The organism is Devosia sp. A16, from assembly GCF_001402915.1.
GTDB lineage: Bacteria > Pseudomonadota > Alphaproteobacteria > Rhizobiales > Devosiaceae > Devosia_A.
Genome location: NZ_CP012945.1, coordinates 1091998 through 1116387, shown reverse-complemented (window position 1 = coordinate 1116387; position 24390 = coordinate 1091998). Strand labels below are relative to the sequence as shown.

Genomic DNA, 24390 nt, shown 5'->3' with positions numbered 1-24390 from the left:
TGCGGTTAGGCTACGCAAAATTGATTCGACGGCAAGGACCCACAACAATGGCGGATTTCATCGAGCTCAAGGCGACCGACCTCGCGGCGATGCTGTGTTCTCGGGTCTGCCATGACCTGATCAATCCCGTGGGGGCGATCGGCAACGGGCTCGAGGTGCTGGCCGACCCGACCCAGTCGGCAATGGCCGACGGGGCGCAGGAACTGATTGCCAACGCCGCCAAGCAGGCGCGCGCCAAGCTCGAGTTCGCCCGCCTTGCCTATGGCGCATCGTCCACCGCCGGGACGGATTTCGATACCCGCGAGTGCGAGCGGGTGGCGCGGATCTATTTCGAGATCGAGAAGGCCGATCTCGACTGGCAGGTGCCGCTGATCCTGTTGCCCAAGCACAAGGCCAAGCTGTTCATGAACATGCTGCTGATCGCCGCCATGGCGGTGCCGCGCGGCGGCGTGGTGACGGCGAGGATCGAGGGGGCGGCCGGCGCCGAGGTGTTCACCCTCACCTCGAAATCCGACCCTGAGAAGCGGCAGAAGACGCTGATGCCTTCGGGGGTCGAGGGGCTGTTGTCGGGCTCGCCGGAAGGTGGCGTCGATGCGCGCGGCATCCAGCCGTTCTATACCGGCATCCTGGCGAGGATGACCGACATGGAGCTCAAGGTCGGCATCGAGAACGACGTGTTCGAGTTCTCTGCAACCCCCAAGGCGGTAGCGGCCGCGGCCTGATCGGCCGCCGCCTTTGCCGATTGTCCCGACCGCCGTGAGCATGGCGGCTGTCTGATCTCTGCAAGTCTCGGGTCGGCGCGCTACTGCGCTGTTTCTCGACGCTCGCGCCGACAAGGTCTGGCGTTGCTACAAAAATCTTGCCCGATACGGAGAAGGGTTCAGTTCTCGCTAACCATTCATAGGCAGATTTAAGAGGATAGTGCAGCGAGCGGCCTGCGCGGGTCGAACTGCTGCCGGCGGGGGCCAGGCCAGCGGGGAGGCACGGCGGCGGTCGCGCGGTGGGGAAGCGGGCCCGGTTGGCCCGGCGTTTCCGCTGAGCTTGGGTCGGAGAACAGCGTCATGAAATCCTGCCTCGTCGTCGACGACTCCAGTGTGGTGCGCAAGGTGGCGCGCCGCATCCTGGAAGATCTCGACTATATCGTCGACGAGGCGGAGGATGGGCAGGAAGCCTTCGACAAGTGCCGTCAGGAAATGCCCGACGCGATCCTGCTCGATTGGCAGATGCCGGTGATGAGCGGCCTCGAGTTCCTCAAACTGCTGAGGGGCTATGTCGGCGGCCACACGCCGCGCGTGGTCTATATGGTCACCGAGAACGATATCGGGCAGATCGCGCTGGCGCTGAAGGCCGGGGTCGACGACTACATGATGAAGCCGTTCGACCGCGACCACCTCGAGGGCAAATTCACCGCCTCGGCCAACGAACGCGCCAGCGTCGCCTGATGGGTTCGGCGCAGGTGGGACTGGACCTTACCAGCGCCCCCTCAAGCCGACATTGGCGTTGAGGCTGTAGCTGTCGCCGGGCGCGTTGAGCCCGGTGCGGAACGATGCCTCGCCGTACAGGGAATACCTGTCGTCACCCCAGTTGTAGCTGCCACCCACCCCCAACCCGCCGGAAAGCTGGTCGGCGCTGGCCGTCAGGGCAGTGCCGCCGACCTCGACGCCCGTGCTGTTGTCGAACCGGTAGTAGAGGTTGGCGATGCCATAGAAATGGCTGCGTGCCAGCCCGTCATCAGCCTCGTTGGCGTCTTCGTGGTCGAGAGAAATGCCGAGACGGCCCTGCAACCCGCCACCATCGGTCAGGCCCACCGCGGTGCCGAAGGCATCGGTGAAATCAGCGAAGGAGACCTCGCTGTAGACGATCTGGCCCTGCGGCGTGACCGACCAGCCGTCACCCAGCGTGATCCGGCTCCCAGCCTCGAGGCGGAGGGCGTAGCCGAAGCCATTATTGCCCTTGACCAGGTCGAGCCCGGCAGTGCTGGAGCTCAGCGTGCTGTCGAACCACTGCAACTGGGCGACGCCATCAAGGTAGAAGCCGCTGGCATCATACCAGGTCAGCGTGCCGCCAACCCCGAAACCGGAGCTTGTGATGTCGCCGTTGCCGAAGCGCGAGGAGACGTCGGCGCCCACCGTGCCGTAGCTCAGATAGGCGCCGCCGACCAGCGCCCCGCGTTCGCCTTGCTGGATCACGCCGTCGAGGCCGGCCTGCAGACGCCATAGGGTGGCATCGTAGTCGGTGCCGCCGGAGGTGGTGTCGAGCGCCTCGCGCGCATAGTTGCCTTCGATCCGCCCCCACATGCCGCCGGTTTCGACCTGGCGGTCGCCAAGGTCGACGACGCCGGCGGTGCTGTCGTTGCCGCTCCACGAGCGGTTGCCGACGCGCTGCTGCAGGGTGCCGAGCTGGTTGAGCATGGCGAGGACCTGCGGATAGCTCTCGTAGAGCGGGACGCCCGCCTGATAGAGCGGGTCGGGACCATCCGGGATCAGGGTCGAACGCAAGTACCAGTCGCCGTCGCCCGGGTTGCTGGTGCTGCCCTGGTAGAGCCGGTAGGCGTAAGCGCCACCGACCACAGCCTGCTCCCCTTCGAACTCATAGTCGCCCAGCAGCGAAAAGCTGGCGCTCGAGGTCCCGAGGACATCGATGATCCGGATGCCTTCGACGGTCTGGGCGCCGGTGCCGCCGACATTGGTGACCCGAATGCTGCCGGTGCCCGCGGTGTTGCCGCCGACGTCGACCCGGTCGGTGACCGAACTGTCGTTGCCCAGCGCCGTATTGATGAGGATGATCCCGGCATCGCCCTGATAGTTGCCGGTGATGCTGAGCACGGTGCCAGGCGCGCCGCCAAGGCTGACGGTGCCGGCGTTCTGGAGCGAGGCGACCGTCTGGTCGAACCCCTTGAGGGCGAGCGCCGCGCCGGCCGCGACGTGATGGTCGGAGGCGGCGCTGAAGGTGTTGGTGACGCCGGCGGCAAGCGTGCCGGTGGTGACGAACGTGTCCCCCTGATAGGTATTGGGACCGGTTAGCGTCAGCGTGCCCAGCCCCTGCTTGGTCAGCGCGCCGTCGCCGGACATGCCGCTCTCGGCCACCACGTCGAGACCGTTGGAATCGAGGAACATGCCGTCGCCGAGAAGGACGAACTGGCCGGGGGCGAAGCCGTGGATCAGCGATGCCGCATTGTCGGTGGCGCGCAGGGTGCCGTTGTCGAAGGTCGCGGTGCCGGTGCCGAGCTCCGGGGCCAGTTCCCCGGTGGCGAGCGTGCCGCCGGTATCGACGAGCAGGTTGCCGGTAACGCCGGGATCCGAGCTCCCGTTGCCGGTCACGCCCAGCAGGACCCGATCGGCGGAGACAAGGCCGCCATCGCTGATGGTCAAGGCGCCGTCGCCGACGCCCGCGCCGGAGATCCAGGGCGAGCGCTCGCCGATATAGAGGTTGCCCGAAACAGCCAGGGCCGAGCCGGCGCCGGTCACCAGCATGGTGGCGTTGCCGTTCCTGCCGATGCTGGCGGCGCCGGCATTGATGACGGCGCCACCCGACAGCGTCACGTCGACGGTGTTCGCTGCGCCGCCGGCGGAAAAGTAGCCGGCGTCCCAGACCGTTCCCTCCCCATCAACCAGCACGGTGATGTCGGCGGCGTTGGTGGTGTTGGAATCCTCACCCAAAGCGGCGCTGCTGGTGGTGATTACATGTGCGCCGTCGGTGACGGTCACCGTGGTGTTGTCCTCGCGACCAGCGGCGAAGTAGGTCGACTTCACGATGGTTCCGTCGCCCGTGATGGTGAAGATGCCGGCGCGCATGTCGAGCATGCCATAGGGCTGCGGATTGGCGGGATTGTCGCTGATCGTGAGCTGGCCGCCACTCGAAACGGTGAGCCCGCCAGTGGTCGATCCCTGAACGGCGAAATAGGTGTAGCTGCCGGCATCCCAGATCGCGCCGGGCCCGTCCAGGGTAAGGGTGTAGCCCCCGTCGGTATAGATATCCAGTGTGCCTGGAGCGGTCGCTTCGGTGAGGGTCGAGCTGACCGTGATGTCGTTGAGCAGCGTGATGTCGGCATTGTCCGGGTCGGTGCTGGCGTCGGTGATCGCCTGCTCGAACTCCGTGGCGGTGCCGGCGGTGAAGCTGGCTGCCGAAGCTGGCACTGCGCCCGCCAGCGCTCCTGCCAGCGCCAGAGCCGCGGCGCTGACTTTCGGCAGCGCGCCGGCTCTGCGGGGAGGGCAGGTCAGGGCATGGCGAGAGTCAGCAAGGGGGTCGGCGTTGCAAATAGCCTCAAACAACGTGCAACTCCAATTGGAGCAAATCAGTATAGGGCCCGCGACAGCATCGCTGCGAATGCTTGCAAACACAATGGCACACGCTGCCGCTTCCTTTCACGCCGTACGGCTGCGGCGGCGCCAGACCGGGCTTACTGGCCGGCACGCGCCAGCGCCAGGCGGGTCCAGCGCAGGTCTTCGGCGAGGGTCCGTCCTGCCGGCTTCTCGTCGGGCCCGGCGTCGCTCCGGAAGGCGAGGAAGGCGACCGCCGAGGCCGCGTTGAGCAGGTGGATGCGGGCAAGCTCGATCGGCTGACCACCGGCAGCGAGATAGGCCTCGATGGCGGTGAGCAGCAGCCGGTCATCGGGGTCGTCGAGCAGCAGGTAGCGGAAGTCGTAGTGCCGGTCGGTGAGCGCGGCTTCGTCGTAGTCGAACACGCCAGCCACCGCGCCGTCCGAGGTGACCACCATGTTGTGAAAGCCGAAATCGGTGTGGGCGAGAACGCGGCCGCCGATTTCCTGCTCGGCGGCTTCGTGCCGGGCGAGCAGCGCCAGCGCTGCATCGATCAGGCCGCGATCGCCGGTGACGCGCGGCAGGTCCGCCGCGATGTCGGCGACCGGCGGGGGCCAGCCGGGGCGGGGGAGCAACCAGTCGCCGAGTTCGGCACGCGGCGGGCTCAGATGCTGGTCCGCCAGCAGGCGCCCGAGTTGGCCCCCCAGCGTTGCCGCGAACTGGCGGTCCTCTAGAACGCGCTGGTAGGTAGCGAACGGATCGGACGTTCCGGGAACCTCGCGGCGCAGGTACCAGCCGGCGTCGGAATGGTAGATCGTGCGGGGCGCCCGGAAGCGGCAATAACGCTCGATCAAGGCGAGGGCTCGGCTCTCTCGCGCCAGCCGCTCCTTGCCCAGGAGATCGGTCGGGAACCAGGCGATGCGCTGATCGGGCAGGCGGCCGGCGAAACGATTGTCGCGCGGCAGGAGCTTCACCTCAGCCGGATCGACGCGAATGCCTATGCCAGCAAGCGCAGCCGCCACGGCATCCGGATCGGGGGCTATCCACTCGACGTCGTTCATGGTGTGACGGTGCCATCGGCCGGCGGCTCGCTCAAGCGTCTCTGCTGCGGTCTCGCTAGCCGCGATGTCGTGGTCGTCTTCAATATTGCATACCTTGAAGACATCGGTGGAGAGCGAAACGGCGCCGCTTGGACGACGGTGATGTGGGGGTCGTATCCATTCTCCGCGAGCGAATGCACCAGGAACGTCGTGTGCGCCCAGAGTTCTGGGCCTTCAATAGCGAAAACCCCGCACCTTCTGGTACGGGGTTCCCCAGGTCTGCCGCAACGCAGGACTGACTTCTTGATTGGTCGCGCTTTCGAACCGGAAAAGTCTCAGAACTCTTCCTGAAACGCTCCGGTATCAGGCGACGCTCGATTCCTGGAAGTTCTCGTTCTCGTCGGGCTCGCGCAGCACGTAGCCGCGGCCCCAGACGGTCTCGATGTAGTTCTTGCCGCCAGTGGCGACCGAGAGCTTTTTCCTGAGCTTGCAGATGAAGACGTCGATGATCTTCAGCTCGGGCTCGTCCATCCCGCCATAAAGGTGGTTGAGGAACATTTCCTTGGTGAGGGTAGTGCCCTTGCGGAGCGAGAGCAGCTCCAGCATCTGATATTCCTTGCCGGTCAGGTGCACGCGGGCCGACTGGACCTCGACGGTCTTGGTGTCGAGGTTGACGCTCAGGTCGCCGGTGTTGATGACCGACTGGGCATGGCCCTTGGACCGGCGCACGATGGCGTGAATGCGGGCGACCAGTTCGTCCTTGTGGAACGGCTTGGTCATGTAGTCGTCGGCGCCGAAGCCGAGACCGCGCACCTTGTCTTCGATGCCGGCAAGGCCACTGAGGATCAGGATCGGGGTCTGCACCTTGGCTACGCGCAGGGTGCGCAGCACTTCATAGCCCGACATGTCGGGAAGGTTCAGGTCGAGCAGGATGATGTCGTAGTCATAGAGCTTGCCTAGGTCGACGCCCTCTTCGCCGAGGTCCGTCGTGTATACGTTGAAACTCTCTGATTTGAGCATCAGCTCGATGCTCTGCGCTGTCGCGCTGTCGTCCTCGATCAAGAGTACACGCATGCCGTCAATCCCCTTAAACCGTTCCCTGCTGGAACCATGGATGAGGCGCTGTGCGCGTCACCCTTAACCGAACCCTACTGGATATGACCCAAACCTAAGCGCAATTAGTTAACAAAGTTTAATTCTGATCCGCAAGATGCAATGGGTCTCCCGTTAGTGATATGTTAAGTCGTTGAAAATGCTATCAAAATTGCATTCACCTGACTTAAGAAATTAGGTTAAGAAAGCTCTACAATCGACTCTGCCGACTCAAGGATTTGGGGCCCCTGGGGGCGTGGAAAGCGGCCTGGGACAGCCCAGGCGAATGTGGGGCAGGACCCCATGGTTAACGCTTTTTGCTTAACGTTCGGTTACCGTGGTGGACGAGCGATTCGGGCAGCGTGAAAGAGGCCGATGCAGTCCCTGAGAGCCGCCATTGACGCGATCGAGGACGTGGAAGTCTTCGGGCGGGTCAAAACCGTGCAGGGCCTGTTGATCGAAGTGGTCGGGCCGGTGCGCGAGCTGCGCGTCGGCGGCCGCGTTTCGATCGAAACCACCAATGGCGGGATGCTCGGCGCCGAGATCATCGGTTTTCGCGACGGCCATGCGCTGTGCCTGCCGTTCGGTGCGGTGAACGGGGTACGGCTGGGCTGCCGGGCGCTGTTCAAGCGGCATGACGGAGCAGTGCAGCCCTCCGAGCACTGGCTCGGCCGGGTGATCAACGCCGATGGCGAGCCGATCGACGGCAAGGGGCCGCTGCAGCCGGGCGCCACGCCCTATCCGCTGCGGCAGGTGCCGCTGCCGGCGCATGAGCGCATGCGCGTAGGCGATCCCCTGGATATGGGGGTGCGGACCCTCAACACCTTCACCACCATGTGCGAGGGCCAGCGCATGGGCATCTTTGCCGGTTCGGGCGTCGGCAAGTCGGTACTGATGAGCATGCTGGCGCGCAATGCGCAGGTCGACGTGGCGGTGATCGGGCTGATCGGGGAACGCGGCCGCGAAGTGCAGGAATTCGTCACCGAGTACCTGGGAGAGGTAGGTATCCAGCAGGCGGTCGTGGTGGTCGCGACCTCGGACGAGGCGGCGCTGATGCGGCGGCAGGCCGCCTACCTGACGCTCACGCTGAGCGAGTATTTCCGCGATCAGGGCAAGCGCGTGCTGTGCATGATGGACAGCCTCACCCGCTTCGCCCAGGCGCAGCGCGAGATCGGCCTTGCCATCGGCGAGCCGCCGACCGCCAAAGGCTATCCGCCGACGGTTTTCACCGAGCTGCCGAGATTGCTGGAACGGGCCGGTCCGGGGCTTGCCGACTCCGGCTCCATTACCGGTCTATTTACCGTTTTGGTGGAAGGTGACGATCACAATGAGCCCATTGCGGACGCCGTTCGCGGCATTCTCGATGGGCACATCGTGATGGAGCGCTCGATCGCCGAGCGGGGACGCTATCCGGCGGTCAATGTGCTCCGGTCTATCTCGCGAACCATGCCTGGGTGCGTGCCGGCCAATGTGCGGCCGACCCTGCAGAAGGCGCGGGAGCTCATGTCGACATTTGCCGACATGGAGGAACTGATCCGGCTGGGGGCTTACCGGAAGGGATCGGATCCAGGCGTGGACCGTGCCATCGCGATCAACCCGGCGCTGGAGGCGTTTCTGAGCCAGCAGCGGGAGGAGCGCACCTCGATCGCCGACGGCTATGTCATGCTGGAAGCGATCCTGGAAAAGGTGGGCGAGCAATCTGCGTCAGTGAAGTGAATGACTTGAGGTGTAAGGAGTACAAGTCATGAAGTCGCGCAGCGAGAGCCTGATCCGGCTTAAGAAGTTTCAGGTCGACGAGAAGCGCCGCCAGGTCACGCAGATCGAGATGATGATCGCCGATTTCGAGCGGATGGCCGCCGAACTCGACCAGCAGATCGAAATCGAGCAGCAGAAGACCGGCATCTCGGACATCGCGCATTTCGCCTATTCGACCTTCGCCAAGGCGGCGATAGCCCGCAGGGACAACCTGCTGGCCTCGGCCAACGACATGAAGGGCAATCTCGAGGCGGCGCAGGATGCGCTGGCCGAAGCGGTGGAAGACCTCAAGAAGGTCGAGCTCCTGGACCAGCGCGAGCATGGCCGCGAGGCCGCCGCCGAAGCCAAGTCCGAGCAGGCGGAATACGACGAGATCGGCAGGCTGCGGCACATCCGTCGCTGAGCCGCATCGCATCGACAGATGAAAAAAAGGCCCGCCGGAGCGGGCCTTTCGTGCTTGGGTTGAGCGATTACTGCTGCGGGTCGGTCTTCAGCAGCTGGGTGTCGCGCTCGGCTTCCCAGGTATCCTTGTTGTAGGCGACGGCCTTGTCGAGCTGGTCGCGCGTCACGTTGACGAACAGGAACTTGTCGCCGTTCTGGTTGGTGGCGAAGCGAAGGTTCTCGATCGCCACAGCCACCGGCTTGGTGCCAATCCCGAGGAAGCCGCCGAAATCGATAATCACCGCTTCCACGGCCTTGCCGTCGGCCGCAAGGATCACGTCGCCGATGGCGCCGAGATGCTCGTCACCGGGGCCGTAGGCATTGGTGCCGATCAGTTCCTCGGCGGTGAGCGGCGCGTCGGTCAGCGTGGCGCGGTCGATCGGACCGGTGGCCGGCGCTGCCGCGGGAGCGGTGCTCTGATCGGCCGGCGCCATGGCGTCAGCGGGCTGGTCGGCCGGAGCAGCATTGTCCGCAGGAGCCGTTGCCGCCGGCGCATTGGCATCGGCTGCAGGAGCCGCGGCGTCCTCGGTGGTCTTGAAGTCAGGGGCCTGCTCCAGCGCTTCCTTGCTGGTGGGAAGCACGAAGCGCTCGCTGCCGTCCTCTGCGGTGACCCACTGCAGCTCGGAATAGTTCACGGCGACGTTCTTTTCGCCGATCCCAAGGAAGCCGCCGACCCCGATGATCACTGCGGCGATCTCGCCATTTTCGCCGACCACCAGGTTGTTGACGTCACCGATATGCTCGGCGTTGGCGTCAGTGGAGGAGTAGACCTGTTTGCCGATGATTTCAGTGGCAAGGTTGTCCTTGTCGGTGACGGTGTAGCCGGAGGCGAGGATCGAGCTGTCGAGCTGCGCCGCCGGGGCGGCCTCCGTGGTTGCCGCGGGGGCTGTCTCAGTGGCCGGCGCCTCGGTTGCCGGCGCAGCGGCATCCTGTGCCATGGCGCCCGCCGTCAGCAGCGTCGCAAGCGCCGTGGTGGTCAGAAGGGTGCGGAACATTGTATCGTCCTCTCGTTCGTGTCGTTCATGAACAAGGCCGTGCGGCACATCGCTTGGCTGTGGCGTGCCGCACGGCCCGATGGATGCACAACGTCATGACCCCGTGAGTGTTCCGAGCGGGGGCAAACTTCAACCAATGTCCGATAGGCCGGGGCGGCGGGCCGGGTAACCTGGGCTCGGGTTTCGAACGAAAGGTATTGCCGTGGCTGAGTTCCGGGTCGATCCGCTGGTATGGGGACATGGACCGAGGGTGCTCGAGCTGTTCCTCGAGCCGACCTGCCCTTACTCGGGCAAGGCTTTCGGCAAGCTCGACGCGTTGCTGCAGGCGGTGGGAGAGGACAAGCTGACGCTGAAGCTCAGGCTGCACTCGCAGCCCTGGCACATGTTCTCGCCGGTGATCGTCAGGGGGATCTACGCCGCGGCGAGCCTGCCCGAAGGCAAGTCGGCGGCGAAACGGGTCATGCAGGCGGTGTACGATCATCGCGAGGAATTCGAGTTCGAGCGGCATGCCACCGGGCCGAACCGCGACGCCACCCCGAACGACCTGATCCGGCGGATCGAGGGCTATACCGGGCTCGAACTGATGGCGGCGTTCGACGAGCCGCAGCTCGACAGATCAACCCGCTGGGACGCCCGCTATGCCAGGCAGAACGGCATTCACGTCTCGCCCAGCTTCATGATCGACGGGATCGTGCAGGCGGATATGAGCAGCGGCGACGAAGTCTCGGCTTGGGTGAAACGGCTGGATTAGTTTTTCCGCGTCGCGCTGCGCCGGCGAGATTGTTGGGCTCGATCCCTCAACTCCCACCTGATGACTCCGGTGAAGGAGGAGGTCTTGGGGGGAAACCTGCGCATAGAAGCTGTCGCGGGGGTGCCCCCCGCGGGATATGTGCGGGCGCCCTGACATTACCAAGATCAAAGGCCGGCCCCGTTTTCCGGGGTCCGGCCTTCCACGCCTCCCAGCGTTCTTTCGAGACGGCGAAGCGCCCCATGTCGAGCAAGCTAGCGGAGATTTGACGGCGGCGCCCGGTTTGCCGGGTTAACCGGTAAAGATTGAATTAATCCGGCAAGGCCTCAGTAAGTCTTCATCTTGAGGTGAAGGATGCCTGAGCCATCGTCGAACGGCTCGCCGAAGGCGACGAATCCGAGCTTTTCGTAGACGGCGAGCTTGTCGTGCTGGGCGGTGAGATAGAAGCGGGTTTCGCCGCGCCGACGCGCCAGATCCATGGCGAAATGGAGCAGGCGGGAGGAGATGCCCTGGCCGCGCCAAAGCTGCGAAACCACGACGCGGCCGATCTTTATATGCTCCGGCGTCCAGATGATGCGCAGCGTGCCCACCACGTTGCCGGCGGCAATCGCCACAACATGCGTCGCGGTGAGGTCGTCGGCATCGAACTCCTCGGCTTCGGGAATGCGCTGCTCGATGACGAAGACCTCGCGACGCAACGCGAAGCCGGCGTTGGCAAGAGTGGAAAACACCGGGACGCTGAGGAGGGTGATATCGTGCATGCCGGATAGAGATCACATCCGCGCTGGCGGCTCCAGCCTCAGGGGCGCGGCAGCTCGGTCGGGCCAGCGGGCGCGTTGATCGGCACCGGTCCTGTCGGGCCGGGGACGGTCCATTGCACGGCGCCGGCCTCGTGCACCAGCCGCGCGACGAAGCCGAGCTTGGCAATCACTTCCAGGGTGAGGACGAACGGGTAGGCATCGTGCTGGCCGATGGCGCGGTTGAGGTTGTTCATCAGCGAGGCGAGTGGAATCCAGTTTTCGATCAGCTCGTCGATGTCGGCGCTGGCATAAGGGTCATAGTCGAGCCGGGCGGTGAGCTCTCCTGCCTTGTCGACGGCCGGCCGGAGATTGACGCCGAACGCGGCCGCCATCTCGGTGGTGTCGACAAGGTGGAGGTAGTGGGCGAAGGTCTCGGCGAAATCTTCCCAGGGGTGGGAGGTGGCATAGGCCGAGATGTAGTGCTGCTGCCAGCCGGCAGGGGCGCCATTGGCATAATGGGCCTGCAGCGCAGTCTCATAGTCGGCGCTCTCGTCGCCGAACAGGGCGCGAAACGGCTCGAGGGCCGGACGCCCGGCCACCAGCAGGTCCCAGTAGTAGTGGCCGATCTCGTGGCGGAAATGGCCAAGCAAGGTACGGTAGGGCTCGTTGAACTGGGTGCGGCGATACTCGCGCGCCGCGTCGTCGGCCTCCTTCAGCGCCAGGGTGATGATGCCGCTGTCGTGCCCCGTCAGTACCGGCGCCGGGGCGATTTCCTCGTTGAGGAACTGAAAGCTCAGGCCGTGCACCGCGTCCTGGTTGCGGGTGGCGAGTGGCAGGTGCAGGCGCAGCAGCGAGTAGATCAGGCGCTTCTTGGCCCGCTCGATCGCCTGCCAACGGCCGAGATCGACCGGGTTCTCGATGTCCGGGACCAGGCCGTTGTGGCGGCAGGCGAGACAATAGGGATCGGCGCCCGGGGCGTGCGGCAGCAGCCAGTTGCAGGCGCCGTGAGTCGCATTGGCGCAGTAGACGAACTCCCGGCTGGACGCGGCCGGGGCCGTCCAGACGTCCGGTCCGCCATCGAGCGAGAACAGGTTGTTGGTGAGCGGGCCATAACCAAGCGCCCGCCCGCAGCGCTCGCAGCGGGTGTTCTCGAAGTAGAGCAGGTGACCGCAATGGTCGCAGCGAAAGAGCTTCATCAGGGCCCAAGGGGTGAGGCGGGGAGCACAATGCTCCGGCCGCGTGGCGGTTCCATTCCGCGGGCTCGCCTCGCCTGGCTCAGACGCTCCCGATCGTCTTCAGCCGCACCCGCGGGTGCACTTCGTTCTGGCTCATCACCACGGTCTGCGGGCGGAAGCGCTCGATGATCGCGCGGACATGCGGACGGATGCCGGGGCTGGTGATGAGCACCGGGATTTCGCCCATCTGCGCGGCGTTCTCGAAGCCTTGCTGGATACCGACGATGAACTGCTGCAGGCGCGAGGGGGCCATGGCGAGGTGGCGATCATTGCCTTCGCCGACCAGCGCCTCGGCGAAATCGCGTTCCCATTGCGGCGAGAGCGTCAGCAGCGGCAGGTTGCCGTCGGGGCCGAGATTGGCGGCGCAGAGCTGACGCGCCAGACGCGAGCGCACGTGCTCGGCAATGGTCTGGGCAGTGCGGCCCGGGCCGGCGATCTCGGCGATGCCTTCGAGGATGGTCGGCAGGTCGCGGATCGAGATGCGCTCGATGAGCAGGGTCTGCAGCACGCGCTGCACGCCGGAGACCGAAATCTGGCTGGGGATGATGTCCTCGACCAGCTTCTGTTGCTCCTTCGACAGCCCGGCCAGCAGCGACTGCACATTGGCGTAGCTCAAGAGGTCCGAGACGTTGGCCTTCAGCACCTCGGTGAGGTGGGTGGAGATCACCGTCGAGGGATCAATGATCGAATAACCCCGCAGCTCCGCTTCGTCGCGCAGGGCCGGCTCGATCCAGGTGGCGGGCAGCCCGAAGGTCGGCTCGGTGGTGTGGATTCCGGGCAGGTTGATCTCCTTGCCCATCGGATCCATCACCATCAGCTGGTGCGCGAAGATCTGGCCGCGGCCGGCATCGACCTCCTTGATCTTGACCTTGTAGTCGTTGGGCTCGAGCTGCATGTTGTCGAGGATGCGGACCGGCGGCATGATGAAGCCGAGCTCGGTGGCGAGCTGCCGGCGCAGCGCCTTGATCTGTTCGGTCAGCCGATCGGTGCCCGTATCGTCTTCCTTGACCAGCGACAGGAGGCCATAGCCGAGCTCGAGCTTGAGCTCGTCGATCTTGAGGCTGTCGGTAATCGGGGCTTCCTGCGACAGCGGGCTGCCACCGGTCGGGCCCTGTTCCAGAGCCGCTTCGACGATGGCGCGTTCGGCCGAGGCCGCTTTCTTCTTGCCCGACTTGAAGGCGAGCCAGCCGACACCGCCGGCCAGCGCCAGAAACGGGATGATCGGCATGCCGGGGAGCAGCGCCAGCGCGCCGATGACGGCCGCCGACATGCCCAGCGCCTTGGGATAGCCGGTGAACTGGGCGACCAGCGCCTTGTCGGCCGAACCGGTGACGCCGGCCTTGGAGACCAAGAGGCCCGCGGCGGTGGAGACGATCAGCGCCGGAATCTGGCTGACGAGGCCGTCGCCGATGGTCAGCAGAGTGTAGTTGTGCCCGGCCTCGGCGAAGCTCAAACCCTCCTGCAACATGCCGATGACCAGCCCGGCAATGATGTTGATGAAGGTGATGAGCAGGCCGGCAATGGCGTCGCCGCGCACGAATTTCGAAGCGCCGTCCATGTTGCCGAAGAAGGCGCTCTCGGCTTCGAGGGTCTCGCGGCGCCTGCGGGCGGTGGCCTCATCGATCAGGCCGGCGGAAAGGTCGGCGTCGATCGCCATCTGCTTGCCGGGCATGGCGTCGAGGTTGAAGCGCGCCGCGACTTCGGCGATGCGGCCCGAGCCCTTGGTGATGACGATGAAGTTGACGATGATCAGGATGGCGAACACCACCACGCCGATGACGAAATTGCCCCTGGTGATGAACTCGCCGAACGCCTCGATGACGTGACCGGCGGCATCGGTGCCGTTATGGCCCTCGGCGAGGATCAGGCGCGTGGTGGCAAGGTTCAGCGCCAGGCGCAGCATGGCGGCGATCAGCAGCACCGTCGGGAACGACGAGAACTCGAGCGGCGTCTGGATGAACAGCGCCGTCATCAGGATCAGCACCGAAAAGACGATCGAGATCGCCAGCAGCAGGTCGAGCAGCAGCGGCGGCAGCGGCACGATGAGGACGACGATGATCCCCATGATGCCGAGCGCCAGCCCGATCTCGGACGAGCCGAGCGACTTCAGCAGCCCCCGGACCGAGAAGGTCGGCAGCTTCAGGCCGGATGGGCCGGGGGCGGAGAGATCAGCCACGCGTGGGCTCCGACATGAGGACGACAGATAGAGACGGCCCCCTCCCGGCCTCCTCCACAAGGGGGGAGGTGAAGAGTCGAGCTCGTGGCACGATCGTGCCGAATACTGGATGCGGCACCTCCCCCTTTATGGGGGAGGATGGGAGGGGGTCGTCTGCCGGCAGTTGCCCCATCACGCTGCCGAGTTCCGCTGTTCGCCCGGACCGGGCACCGCCACGCCTTCATCGGCATACTGGTTGAGCTTGTTGCGGAGCGTGCGGATCGAGATGCCGAGGATGTTGGCGGCGTGGGTGCGGTTCCCCAACACGTGGTCGAGAGTATCGAGGATCAGGTCGCGTTCGACGTCGGCGACGGTGCGGCCGACCATGGCGCGCGAGATGGTTTCGGCGGTCTGCGCGGCTTGCGTCGCCACCGACGCCATGGCGACCACCTCGCTGAGGCCGGTGCCGTCGGGCATCGAGATCGCGTCGGGGCCGATGATCTCGCCGCCCGACAGCAGCACTGCGCGGTGCAGGGTATTTTCGAGCTCGCGCACATTGCCCGGCCAGGGGGCACGGAGCAGGGCCTCGCGGGCCTCGGCCGAGAGGACGCGACGACCGAGACCGTTCGCCTTGGCATATTTCTCGACGAAATGGTCGGCCAGCGCCGCCGTATCGCCGGGACGCTCGCGCAGCGGCGGCAGCTTCAGGTTCACCACGTTGAGACGGAACAGCAGGTCCTCGCGGAAGCTGCCTTCCTTCACCGCCTCGCTGAGGTTGCGGTTGGAGGTGGCGATGATGCGGATATCGACCGGCACCGGCTTGGTGCCGCCGACACGGTCGATCAGCCGCTCCTGGATGGCGCGGAGCAGCTTGGCCTGCAGGCGGACATCCATCTCCGAGATTTCGTCGAGCAGCAGCGTGCCGCCCGAGGCTTCCTCGAACTTGCCGATGCGGCGGGCGATGGCGCCGGTAAAGGCGCCCTTCTCGTGGCCGAACAGTTCGCTCTCGAGCAGCGCCTCGGGGATGGCGGCGCAGTTGATCGAGATGAAGGCGCGGGAAGCGCGCTTGGAGCGGGAGTGGAGGTATTTTGCCATCACCTCCTTGCCGGTGCCGCTTTCGCCGGTGATCAGCACTGAGGCCTCGGACGGGGCGACCTGCTCGGCAAGTTTTACCACCCGCGCCATCACTGGATCGCGATAGAGGAAATCCGAGGATTCGCGAGCGACCGCGGCGATGACGGCGGCGATCAGCTCGGCGTCGGGCGGCAACGGGATATATTCCTTGGCCCCGGCGCGGATGGCGTTTACAGCCGCGGCAGCATTGCTCTCGGTACCGCAGGCGACCACCGGGATGACGATGCGCTCGCCGTCCAGCCCGGCGATCAGCCCGGCAATATCCATCATCACGTCGACCAGCAGCAGATCGGCGCCCCGGCCGGCGCGCAGCGAAGCCAGCGCGATCTCGATCGAGGGGGCATGCGCCACCTTGGCGCCGCCATCCATGGCGAGCTTGGTGGCGGTGGTGAGCTGGCCTTCGAGGGCGCCGACGATCAGTAGCCGCATGGGTAGTCTCCGAACTCTCGGTTTGATGCCTTCTCCTCTTGTGGGAGAAGGTGCCCGAAGGGCGGATGAGGGGTTGGTTCAGCGGACACCGGCCGTCCGTCACTTCGCTCCGAGCGCGCAGGCTTCGCCCGCGGACCCCTCATCCGGGCTTCGCCCACCTTCTCCCACAAGGGGAGAAGGCCTGACTGATGGCGCAGTGTGTCGCGTCCGAGCATCACGCTGCCTTGATGATTTCGGTCATGGTGACGCCGAGGCGGTTCTCGACGAGGACGATTTCGCCACGCGCCACGAGCCGGTCGTTGACGTAGATCTCGACGGCTTCGCCGACCTGCCGGTCGAGCTCCACCACGGTGCCGACATCCATCTTGAGCAGGCTCGCGACCGGCACCTTGGCGCGGCCGAGCACCACCGAGATGCGGACGGGAACGTCGAATACGGCCTCGAGGTCGGCGGCGGTCTTCTCGCCGGGCGGGGTGTAGCCGTCGCGGCCAGGGGCCGCCATTTCCTCGAAGGTGACCCCGGTATCGCCGGTGCTCATTGCTCGGTCTCCTCGTTAACTCGGATGCCGCGGGCGGCAAAATAGTCGGCGATCCTGGCGTCGATCTCGGCGCTCAGCTTCCTGATGTCGCGCACCACGCCGCCATCGGCCCACTCGATGCGCGCGTCGCCGATGGCGATCTCGGGGTCGCCGAGAACCACCAGCCGGCCCGTGAAGCCGGAGGTGGTCATCCTCGATGTGGCGATATCGCGCACGGCGTCGGCGAGCGCCGGCTCGCAACGGATGACGAGGTGCGGCACGCCGTCCAGCGTCGCCATGCACTCGGCCACCAGTTGCTCGATCTCGGCGGTGGGCTGGCGGGCGATCAGACCGCCGGCGAGTTTTCTCGCGATCGACAGCGACAATTCGATTGCCTCGGCAATGGTCTGCTTTTTCGCATCGTCCATGCCGCCGGCCATCGCGGCGACCCGTACCGCCAGCGCTTCGGCAGCCGCCGCTTCGGCCTTGGCGGCCCGGGCGACGGCGGTGCGCTCGCCCTCGGCGAGGCCGGCCTCACGGCCCTCGCGGCGCGCCTCTTCGATCAATGCGGCCATCGCCGTCTCGGTGACCAGCGAGTTGCGCTCTTGGCGGCGTCCGAGATCGAGGTCGAAGGTGAACTTGGCGGGCGCGGCGCTCATCAGCCGATCATCTCCTCATCGGCCTTGCCCTTGGTGATGACGATCTCGCCTTTGGCGGCGAGATCCTTGGCGGTGGCGACCATGCGGCCCTGCGCCTCGTCGACATCCTTGAGCCGCACCGGGCCCATGGCTTCCATGTCGTCTTTGAGCATCTTGCCGGCACGGGCCGACATATTGGCGAAGAACACCTCCTTGACGGTGTCGTTGGCGCCCTTGAGGGCCAGCGCCAGCTCCTTCTTGTCCATCTTCTGCACCAGCGTCTGGATCGCCGAAGGCTCGAGCCGGGCCAGGTCCTCGAAGGTGAACATCAGCGCCTTGATGCGGTCGGCGCCGTCGCGATCGCGTTCCTCGAGCGTGGTGATGAAGCGCGCTTCGGTCTGGCGATCGAAGGAGTTGAAGATCTCGGCCATCTGCTCGTGGCTGTCGCGGCGCTTGGTGGTCGAGAGCGTCGACATGAACTCGGTGCGCAGCGTCGTCTCGATCTTCTCGAGGATTTCCTTCTGCACCGGATCGAGCGCCAGCATGCGCTGTACCACATCCATCGCCAGTTCCTCGGGCAGCGCGGCGAGCACCTTGCCGGAATGGTCGGTGGCGATCTTGGAGAGCACCACGGCGATGGTCTGCGGGTACTCGTTCTTCAGGTAGCTGGCGAGAATGTCCTCCTGAACGTTCGAGAGTTTCTCCCACATGTTGCGGCCGGCGGGACCACGGATTTCTTCCATGATCGAATCGACCCGCTCCTGCGGCAGGAAGCTCAGCAGCAGCCGCTCGGTGGTGTCGGAATTGCCGGCAATGGTGCCGTTGGAGGAGACGCGGGTGACGAACTCGATCAGCAGCGAATCCAGCATCTCGGGAGTTATCGGCCCGAGCTTGACCATGGCGCGCGACAGCTGGCGGATTTCCATCTCGTCCAGCTCTTCGAGGATCGGCTTGCCGAAATCCGGACCAAGCGCCAGGAGCAGCACGGCGGCTTTCTCGTCGCCGGTGAGGGCGCGCTGGCTGGCGTCGTTGCCGACGACCAGCTGCTTGCTCATCACCTGGTCGGTGGTCTGGGCGAGGGCGGCTGCGGCGGCCATCTAGCGGGTCCTCACGTGGCGCTCGCCAGCCAGTCGCGCACGATCAGCGCGGCCTGCTTGGGGTTCTCGTCGACCAGCTGTCCGACGGTCTTGAGGGTATTGGCCTGGGTTTCGCCCATCGACTTGGCGTTGTTCATCCAGGCAGGGACCCGCGGCTTGCGGGGCTGCTCGTCCTCGTCGACATACTCGCCATTGAGGTTGGGGAGGGTGGAGACGACGGTGTTGCCGCCGAACTCGCCCGGCCCGTGCGCCCCGGGGGCGGCGCCCAGCTCGGCGCTGGCGGGGAGGGCCAGCGGCTTGGCCTCGGGGGCGAGCACCCGCTTGAGCAGCGGGCGCAGCACGAAGAACACCAGCGCCAGGGCGATCAGCAGCGTCACTGCCATCTCGGCGCCGTTCATCAGGTCGTCGCGCGTGAAGTCGAACAGGCCGGGTTCGCTGGTGCCCTGCGCGGTCAGCTCCGGCCGATCGGCGAACTGCAGGTTGGCGACCTGCACCTGGTCGCCGCGCGCATCGGAGAAGCCGACGGCGGACTTCACCAGCGCGGTGATCTGGTCGATCTCGGGCTGGGCCCGGGGGGTATAGACCGAGTTGCCGTTGGGGTCGGTGGTATAGGTGCCGTCGACCACCACGGCGATCGACAAGCGCTTGATGCCGCCGGCCTCGGTCAGCGCCGTCTCGGTGACCTTGGAGATTTCGAAATTGGTGGTCTCTTCGGTGGTCGAGCCCTGCTCCATGGTGGCGGCGCCGCTGCCGGAGTTGGCGGAGGCGCCGGGCAGCTCGTTGGAGACGCTGACCTGGCCGCTATTGCCGTTCTGGGCGGAATTGGAGAGGTCACGGGTCTGGGTGGAGCGGATCACCTGGCCGTTCGGATCGAAGGTCTCGGAGGTCTTGCTCAGCCGGTTCATGTCGAGCTCGGCCGAAACCTGCACCCGGGCCCTGCCGGAGCCGACAATGTTGGCGAGCAGGTCCTCGACGCGGGCGCGCAGGCGGTTCTCGACGTTGAGGGTGCGTTCCTCGGTCTCGCCGGCGATGACATCCTCGGGGCCGTTGCCGGCGCCCGAGGCGAGCAGCCGCCCCGTATCGTCGACCACCGAGACGCGGGCCGGGGTCAGGCCCTCGATGGCGGAGGCGGCGAGATGCTGGATGGCGCGGATCTCGCCGGCCGACAGTTCGCCGCGCACCGCCAGGACGATCGAGGCGGTGGGGTCCTTCTGCTCGCGGCTGAACAGCGCGCGCTCGGGCAGCACCAGGTGGACGCGGGCGCTCTTGATCCGGGCGAGCGACGAGATGGTGCGGGCCAGCTCGCCTTCGAGGGCCCGGACATTGTTGATGTTCTGGACGAAGCTGGTGGCGCCCAGCGTCGACTGCTGGTCGAAGATCTCGTAGCCGACCTGGCCCTTGTTGGGCAGGCCGTTCTGCGCCAGCGCCATGCGGATTTGCGTGATCTGGTCGCGTGGCACCAGTATGGTGTCGCCTTCGCCGCGCAGCTCGTAGTTGACGTTCTGGGTCTGCAGTTCGGAGACGATGGCCGCCGAATCCTCGAACGAGAGGCCGGAATAGAGCGGCGCCAGAGGCGGCGTCGAGGCGCGCATGATGAGGAAGGCAAAGAACCCCAGCATCAGCACAGCAATGACGGCCATGGCGGCGACGCGCGCCAGACCGAGGCGGTTGAAGAACTGCAGCAACCCGTCCACGCGGACCGTACCCTTGTCTTTTTTTGGGTGCGCGCCAACGCACCGAGCCCATAGGCAAAAATTACCCAGTGGATGGTAAACAAGTGATTAACCGGCCGTTGCATAATGCAAAAAGGCGGCAACGTTTGCCGGGTTAGGTTAAGGAGTGGTTGGAATGGCGACGCTGAAAATCCTCGGTCGAGTGACCTCGATCAACGTGCGCAAGGTCCGCTGGACCGCGGACCTGATCGGCATCGACTACGAGACCGAGGTCTGGGGCATGCCGGACCGGGACCCGCGGGTGCCGGAGTTCCTGCAGCTCAACCCAAATGCCCAGGTGCCGGTCATCATCGATGACGGGTTCGTCCTGTGGGAGAGCAACGCCATCATGCGCTACCTGGCGGAGTCGCGGCGCAGCGGGCTGTGGCCGGTGGCAGCGAAGGAGCGGGCGCTGGTCGATCAATGGCTGACCTGGCAGGTGGCCGAGCTCAACGCCCAGTGGGGCTATGCAGTCTATGCGCTGATGCGCAGGAACCCGGCTTTCACCGACGAGAAGCGCATCGTCGACTCGATCCGCAACTGGACCGCGCGGATGCAGATCCTCGAGGTGCAACTGGCGGCCGGGGGCGGCTTCGCCGCCAATGGCCGGCTGTCCATCGCCGATATCGGGCTGGCGGTGTCGTCGCACCGCTGGTTCTCGACCCCGTTCGACAAGCCGGACCTGCCGGCGGTGAGCGAGCACTACGAGCGGCTGAAGGCGACGCCGGAAGGGCAGAAATATATGGGCGGCAGCACGCCTTAGTCGGGTCAGGGCCGCAGCCACCGGCCTTCGGCGATGCTACGAACGACAAAACCCGCCGCGGCTGTCCCGGGCGGGTTCATCGTCAGCACCGGCTGGCTTCAGCCTTCGCGGTAGTGCTGGATCCAGGTCGTGCGCAGACCGGCGAGGCCATGCTTGTCGATGGCGGCCTGCCAGTTGAGGAATTCATCGACGGAGAGCGTGTAACGCTGGCAGGCTTCTTCGAGGCTCAACAGTCCACCGCGCACGGCAGCAACCACCTCAGCCTTGCGGCGGATAACCCAGCGACGAGTGTCTTTGGGGGGGAGATCGGCGATCGTCAGCGGACTTCCGTCCGGGCCGATCACGTACTTAACACGCGGACGCATCTGTACGGTCATTGTACTCACTTACTCAACCTGACCACATCCCGAACCCTAGCCCCATCGCACTTAAAATTCGGCTAAGGCATTACTTAAAATGCGTTAAAAGCCGGGGCTTTCGGGGTGTCTCGACATTAACATTTCCACAGGTGGGCGCGCTCGATTCCGCCCGCAAGGCTTCGGCGCAAGTTGCAGAAATGTGTCTCTATTTGTCGTGACTGGCCGGGCGTGCCGCGGGGTCGGGGACCAGGCGTTTAGCGGGACGGGATGCCCGACGGAGGCTGATGCACGGAGGGGTTGGCAGCCCACTGGCAGCCCCTCGAGCAGGCATCATCGCAGTGAAAGCTCATCTGCGCCAAGCCAGGGTCGTACCCCGCGCACCGGGTCATTCCCGCGAAAGCGGGAACCTCGGTTTTCTTGGCCGTTTGCACGATCGCAAAACCGAGTTCCCCGTTTCGCGGGGATCACACCGAGCCTCGGGGAACTGCAGGGCGTCTGGTCTAGCTTTCGCTGGGGTGACAGCCGGTGGGTCGGGGGAACCCGGTGCCCACCCTCATCGCTTCCAATAGATCTACGGCGCTTCTTCTTCGGCCGGCGCGTCCGCGGCGGTCTTGGCCCTGACCGACAGGATCGCCGAGAGGTTGACGCGGGCCGAGCCGACGATCAGCACCGGCTCGGAGCCGGAGAAGTCCACGCCGGTCACCTCGCCGGTCATTTCGGTGGCGACGCCGACCAGCTTGCCGGTGGCTACGTCGCGTGCCTCGATGCTGACCGAATAGGTGCCGTCGGGCTTCCTGGTGCCGTCATTGCCGATGCCGTCCCAGGTGAAGACGCTCTCGCCTTTTTCGACGGCGCCCGACTTGGTGTAGACGACGTTGCCGTTAGCATCCTTCACCGTGGCGGTGATGTTGGCCTTGGCCTCAACGGCGAAGTTCCAGCGCGCCGCGCCGTCGACCAGCTCGGCCTTGGTGCCCGAGGCGGTGACGATCTTGCCGACATAGCTCACCGCCTGGGAATTATTGGCGGTCTGCGTCGAGGTCATCATGGCCTGAAGGAATTCATTGGTCTTGAGCTGCTGCTCCACCCCGGTGAACTGCACCAACTGCTGAGTGAACTGGTTGGTGTCGAGCGGATCGAGCGGGTTCTGGTTCCGGAGCTGGGTGGTCAGCAGCTGCAGGAACGTGTCGAAGTTCTGCGCGATCGACTGGCGGCTCGTGTTGAGCGCGTTGCTCGCACTGGAATTGACACCGGAAACGGCCATCTGGGCCTCCTTTGGGTGGGACCGGAAAAGCCCACCGGGCTTTCCTCGTTCGATCCCGCGATACGACAGACGAGGGCGGGTGGCGCCCTAGACGAACAGGTTGAGGCCGCTGGCCGATGCCGAGCCCCGATGGGTGGTGGTCGCGGCTTCCGCCGCCATATCTTCGCCGCCGGCAAGACTGTCGCCGCGGCCGTTGAAGGCGGACTGGTCGCCGCGCCCGTCACCGGCGCCGCCCTGCTGGGCGAAGGGGTTCTGGCGCAGCGAGAATTCGAGATTGGTCTTTTGGCCGTCGAGCCCGGCCTGCTGCAGCGCCTGCTGCAGGGCGCGCTGGTCGCGCTGCATCAGGTCGAGTGTTTCGGGGCGCTCGACGGTCAGGCGGGCGTTGACGGTGCCGGATTTGTCGACATCGAGCTTGACGTCGATACGCCCCAGTTCGGGCGGGTCGAGGCGGATCTGGAAGCGGCTGTTGCCGGCCTCGAACTGCCGCGCCACCTCGAACGCCACCTGCGGCACATTCACCTGCTGCAGCGGCGCCTGGTAGGCGGCATGGATGATGCGGGCGGCAGCGACCGGCGGGGCAGGCGGGGTCGATTGCCCATTGGCGAGTGCGGCGGCGTCGCTCTGCCCGGCGGGCGGGGAGGCGGCCTGGGTGGGCGCCGGCCTGGCGTCCGCCGGTTCAGGCTTTTCGATGCGCACTGCGACGGGGGAGGCGGTCGGCTTGCCGATTTCCGGCGCCGGGGTTTCGAGCTTCGGTGTCGGCGGTGGAGCCGCGGGCGCCTCAGCTTTAGCGGCGGGCGCGGTCACGCCGTCCGGCAGTGCCAGCGTCGGGGCAGCGAACGGTTTGGCTTCGGCGGTTCTGGCGCTTGGCCTCGCCGCACCCAGGGCCGCCAGAATGCGCTCGAGCTCGGGTTCGGCCGCGGCATCGTCGAGCCCCAGCGCGGCTGCGGCGGTTTCGCCGTCGCCCGACTTGAGGCTATCCGCCAAGGCAGCGAGCTTGCCCGCGAGGTCAGGATTCTCGGTCGCGAGCTTGTCGGCCAGCTTGCCGATCGCCATGCCCAGCTGCTGCAGCGCGGCGGGCGCCGGTTGCGGCGGAGGCGCGTCGGACGCCGCCGCCGGCAATTTCGCTTCGGGCACGAGCGCGGCGTCGGCGGCCGGCTGCGAAGCGGGGATCGCGGCCTCCGGCAGGGCTGGAGGCGCGGCGCCGGCAGGCTCGCCTGCCGGAGCGGCCGGCGCCCTGGTTGCCGGTGGCGCCGCGACGGGAGGCGCGGCGGGCGGGGGCGTCGCCGGTGCCGCGACCGGCAGTACGTGCTCGCCGTTGGCCAGCGCGCTGAGGCGGGGATCGATGGCGGTCGGTGGGGTGAACACGCCGAGATAGACGGCGACCGCGTCGAGCGCCTCGTTCAGCTTCTTTTCCAGCGCCGGATCGACGGGCTTGCCCGCCTGCTGCGCATCGCTGAGCGCAACGAGCGCATCGCCAAGGGTCTTGAGCAGCGATTTGCCCTGCGCCTGCTGCGACGGATCGAGCTTGCCGTCGACCGAGGCGGTTTCCGAAGTTTCGTTCGCTTCGGCGACCGTCTCGTCGTCGAGCTCGGTCTTGGGCTCCGGCGCCGGAGAGGTCGCCTGTTCGAGCAGCGTCTGGATCAAGGCGCCGAACGCGCCGGCCGAGACCTCATCGCCCGATGCGGCATTGGCATCGAGGCGGGCCAACAGGGCGGCGAACAGTCCTTCCGGCGCCTGCTCCTCTTGCGCAGCACCCGGCGCCCCGCTGATCAAGCCGGGCGTTGCCGATGGTGCAAATCCAACCGTAACCGTCACGAACGCCTCGCGGGACACACTGCTCCAACAGCAGCGATGCAAGGGCCGTGCCGGATCGGGGAGGCAACGATTTCAATGGCTTGGCGAGCGCGACAGGGCGTTCGGCACGGCAAGTCGCGCCGGTTGCGGCAGAATTTGCCGGGTGATCGCAATGCCGGCGAGCGCTGCCCCCCACCCCTGTCCGCTCCCCCGCAAGGGGACGACA

21 protein-coding genes are annotated in these 24390 nt (G+C 65.9%); 6 read left to right on the top strand and 15 right to left on the bottom strand.

Annotated features, from left to right (window positions below; translation table 11 throughout):
• The first annotated feature begins 47 nt into the window (after positions 1-47).
• Together APS40_RS05410 and APS40_RS05405 are read left to right on the top strand one after the other, a co-directional pair.
• Positions 48-722 carry a histidine phosphotransferase family protein gene (locus APS40_RS05410; RefSeq protein ID WP_055046083.1) on the top strand — a complete coding sequence of 225 codons (675 nt, stop codon included), beginning with the start codon at positions 48-50 and terminating at the stop codon, positions 720-722.
• A 339-nt stretch (positions 723-1061) separates the two neighbouring features.
• Complete coding sequence (locus APS40_RS05405; RefSeq protein ID WP_055046082.1) at positions 1062-1442, top strand: response regulator; 381 nt, start codon at positions 1062-1064, stop codon at positions 1440-1442.
• 27 nt (positions 1443-1469) lie between these two features.
• Here the strand turns inward: APS40_RS05405 and APS40_RS05400 are convergent, their stop codons facing one another.
• The 3 genes from APS40_RS05400 to ctrA all read right to left on the bottom strand — a co-directional run bounded on the left by APS40_RS05400 (position 1470) and on the right by ctrA (position 6373).
• On the bottom strand, positions 1470-4136 hold the full coding sequence (locus APS40_RS05400; protein WP_055046081.1) for an autotransporter family protein: 2667 nt from the start codon (positions 4134-4136) through the stop codon (positions 1470-1472).
• 263 nt (positions 4137-4399) lie between these two features.
• Positions 4400-5320 carry a phosphotransferase family protein gene (locus APS40_RS05395; RefSeq protein ID WP_055046080.1) on the bottom strand — a complete coding sequence of 307 codons (921 nt, stop codon included), beginning with the start codon at positions 5318-5320 and terminating at the stop codon, positions 4400-4402.
• A gap of 342 nt (positions 5321-5662) precedes the next feature.
• Positions 5663-6373 (bottom strand): response regulator transcription factor CtrA, encoded by a 711-nt coding sequence (gene ctrA / locus APS40_RS05390; protein WP_055046079.1) that lies wholly within the window; start codon positions 6371-6373, stop codon positions 5663-5665.
• A 393-nt stretch (positions 6374-6766) separates the two neighbouring features.
• Here ctrA and fliI point away from each other — a divergent pair, with 393 nt between their 5' ends.
• The gene (gene fliI, locus APS40_RS05385; RefSeq protein ID WP_055046078.1) at positions 6767-8107 is read left to right on the top strand and encodes a flagellar protein export ATPase FliI; all 1341 of its coding nucleotides are present in this window, start codon (positions 6767-6769) and stop codon (positions 8105-8107) included.
• Positions 8108-8135: 28 nt separating this feature from the next.
• On the top strand, positions 8136-8549 hold the full coding sequence (gene fliJ, locus APS40_RS05380; protein WP_055046077.1) for a flagellar export protein FliJ: 414 nt from the start codon (positions 8136-8138) through the stop codon (positions 8547-8549).
• A 67-nt stretch (positions 8550-8616) separates the two neighbouring features.
• Here the strand turns inward: fliJ and APS40_RS05375 are convergent, their stop codons facing one another.
• On the bottom strand, positions 8617-9582 hold the full coding sequence (locus APS40_RS05375) for a PRC-barrel domain-containing protein (RefSeq protein ID WP_055046076.1): 966 nt from the start codon (positions 9580-9582) through the stop codon (positions 8617-8619).
• Positions 9583-9778: 196 nt separating this feature from the next.
• Here APS40_RS05375 and APS40_RS05370 point away from each other — a divergent pair, with 196 nt between their 5' ends.
• Positions 9779-10333, top strand: a complete 555-nt coding sequence (locus APS40_RS05370) for a thioredoxin domain-containing protein (RefSeq protein WP_055046075.1) — start codon at positions 9779-9781, stop codon at positions 10331-10333.
• Between the two features lie 323 nt (positions 10334-10656).
• On the opposite strand, the gene APS40_RS05365 is transcribed toward APS40_RS05370, so the two are convergent.
• The 8 genes from APS40_RS05365 to fliF form a co-directional block, all read right to left on the bottom strand.
• On the bottom strand, positions 10657-11091 hold the full coding sequence (locus tag APS40_RS05365; RefSeq protein ID WP_055046074.1) for a GNAT family N-acetyltransferase: 435 nt from the start codon (positions 11089-11091) through the stop codon (positions 10657-10659).
• A gap of 38 nt (positions 11092-11129) precedes the next feature.
• The gene (locus APS40_RS05360; RefSeq protein WP_082434205.1) at positions 11130-12266 is read right to left on the bottom strand and encodes a zinc-binding metallopeptidase family protein; all 1137 of its coding nucleotides are present in this window, start codon (positions 12264-12266) and stop codon (positions 11130-11132) included.
• Between the two features lie 79 nt (positions 12267-12345).
• Positions 12346-14481 (bottom strand): flagellar biosynthesis protein FlhA, encoded by a 2136-nt coding sequence (gene flhA, locus APS40_RS05355; protein WP_055046073.1) that lies wholly within the window; start codon positions 14479-14481, stop codon positions 12346-12348.
• Positions 14482-14652: 171 nt separating this feature from the next.
• On the bottom strand, positions 14653-16023 hold the full coding sequence (gene flbD / locus APS40_RS05350) for a sigma-54-dependent transcriptional regulator FlbD (RefSeq protein ID WP_055046072.1): 1371 nt from the start codon (positions 16021-16023) through the stop codon (positions 14653-14655).
• Between the two features lie 214 nt (positions 16024-16237).
• Positions 16238-16525, bottom strand: a complete 288-nt coding sequence (gene fliN, locus APS40_RS05345; RefSeq protein ID WP_236884260.1) for a flagellar motor switch protein FliN — start codon at positions 16523-16525, stop codon at positions 16238-16240.
• A 32-nt stretch (positions 16526-16557) separates the two neighbouring features.
• On the bottom strand, positions 16558-17199 hold the full coding sequence (fliH, locus tag APS40_RS05340; protein ID WP_055046070.1) for a FliH/SctL family protein: 642 nt from the start codon (positions 17197-17199) through the stop codon (positions 16558-16560).
• Entirely contained in the window at positions 17199-18275 is a 1077-nt protein-coding gene (fliG, locus tag APS40_RS05335) for a flagellar motor switch protein FliG (protein WP_082434204.1), read from the bottom strand. The genes fliH and fliG overlap by 1 nt, the downstream gene beginning before the upstream one ends.
• 11 nt (positions 18276-18286) lie before the next feature.
• Positions 18287-19969 (bottom strand): flagellar basal-body MS-ring/collar protein FliF, encoded by a 1683-nt coding sequence (gene fliF, locus APS40_RS05330; RefSeq protein WP_055046069.1) that lies wholly within the window; start codon positions 19967-19969, stop codon positions 18287-18289.
• A gap of 154 nt (positions 19970-20123) precedes the next feature.
• Here fliF and APS40_RS05325 point away from each other — a divergent pair, with 154 nt between their 5' ends.
• A complete protein-coding gene (locus APS40_RS05325; protein WP_055046068.1) occupies positions 20124-20750 on the top strand; it encodes a glutathione S-transferase family protein in 627 nt (208 codons plus the stop codon).
• A 98-nt stretch (positions 20751-20848) separates the two neighbouring features.
• Here the strand turns inward: APS40_RS05325 and sciP are convergent, their stop codons facing one another.
• The 3 genes from sciP to APS40_RS05310 form a co-directional block, all read right to left on the bottom strand.
• Entirely contained in the window at positions 20849-21127 is a 279-nt protein-coding gene (gene sciP / locus APS40_RS05320) for a CtrA inhibitor SciP (RefSeq protein WP_055046067.1), read from the bottom strand.
• A 553-nt stretch (positions 21128-21680) separates the two neighbouring features.
• Positions 21681-22370: a flagellar hook assembly protein FlgD gene (locus tag APS40_RS05315; protein WP_055046066.1), complete on the bottom strand. Its 690-nt coding sequence runs from the start codon at positions 22368-22370 to the stop codon at positions 21681-21683.
• Positions 22371-22457: 87 nt separating this feature from the next.
• The gene (locus APS40_RS05310; protein WP_156342839.1) at positions 22458-24185 is read right to left on the bottom strand and encodes a flagellar hook-length control protein FliK; all 1728 of its coding nucleotides are present in this window, start codon (positions 24183-24185) and stop codon (positions 22458-22460) included.
• Between the last annotated feature and the right edge of the window lie 205 nt (positions 24186-24390).

Excerpts from the sequence above, each read along its gene's own strand:
- APS40_RS05395 (WP_055046080.1), bottom strand. The coding sequence starts at position 5,320 with ATGAACGACGTCGAGTGGATAGCCCCCGATCCGGATGCCGTGGCGGCT.
- flbD (WP_055046072.1), bottom strand. The coding sequence starts at position 16,023 with ATGCGGCTACTGATCGTCGGCGCCCTCGAAGGCCAGCTCACCACCGCC.
- APS40_RS05360 (WP_082434205.1), bottom strand. The coding sequence starts at position 12,266 with ATGAAGCTCTTTCGCTGCGACCATTGCGGTCACCTGCTCTACTTCGAG.
- fliN (WP_236884260.1), bottom strand. The coding sequence starts at position 16,525 with ATGGCGGCCCCTGGCCGCGACGGCTACACCCCGCCCGGCGAGAAGACC.
- fliJ (WP_055046077.1), top strand. The coding sequence starts at position 8,136 with ATGAAGTCGCGCAGCGAGAGCCTGATCCGGCTTAAGAAGTTTCAGGTC.
- APS40_RS05315 (WP_055046066.1), bottom strand. The coding sequence starts at position 22,370 with ATGGCCGTTTCCGGTGTCAATTCCAGTGCGAGCAACGCGCTCAACACG.
- APS40_RS05375 (WP_055046076.1), bottom strand. The coding sequence starts at position 9,582 with ATGTTCCGCACCCTTCTGACCACCACGGCGCTTGCGACGCTGCTGACG.
- APS40_RS05410 (WP_055046083.1), top strand. The coding sequence starts at position 48 with ATGGCGGATTTCATCGAGCTCAAGGCGACCGACCTCGCGGCGATGCTG.
- fliI (WP_055046078.1), top strand. The coding sequence starts at position 6,767 with ATGCAGTCCCTGAGAGCCGCCATTGACGCGATCGAGGACGTGGAAGTC.
- APS40_RS05405 (WP_055046082.1), top strand. The coding sequence starts at position 1,062 with ATGAAATCCTGCCTCGTCGTCGACGACTCCAGTGTGGTGCGCAAGGTG.
- fliH (WP_055046070.1), bottom strand. The coding sequence starts at position 17,199 with ATGAGCGCCGCGCCCGCCAAGTTCACCTTCGACCTCGATCTCGGACGC.
- APS40_RS05365 (WP_055046074.1), bottom strand. The coding sequence starts at position 11,091 with ATGCACGATATCACCCTCCTCAGCGTCCCGGTGTTTTCCACTCTTGCC.
- APS40_RS05325 (WP_055046068.1), top strand. The coding sequence starts at position 20,124 with ATGGCGACGCTGAAAATCCTCGGTCGAGTGACCTCGATCAACGTGCGC.
- sciP (WP_055046067.1), bottom strand. The coding sequence starts at position 21,127 with ATGACCGTACAGATGCGTCCGCGTGTTAAGTACGTGATCGGCCCGGAC.
- ctrA (WP_055046079.1), bottom strand. The coding sequence starts at position 6,373 with ATGCGTGTACTCTTGATCGAGGACGACAGCGCGACAGCGCAGAGCATC.
- fliG (WP_082434204.1), bottom strand. The coding sequence starts at position 18,275 with ATGGCCGCCGCAGCCGCCCTCGCCCAGACCACCGACCAGGTGATGAGC.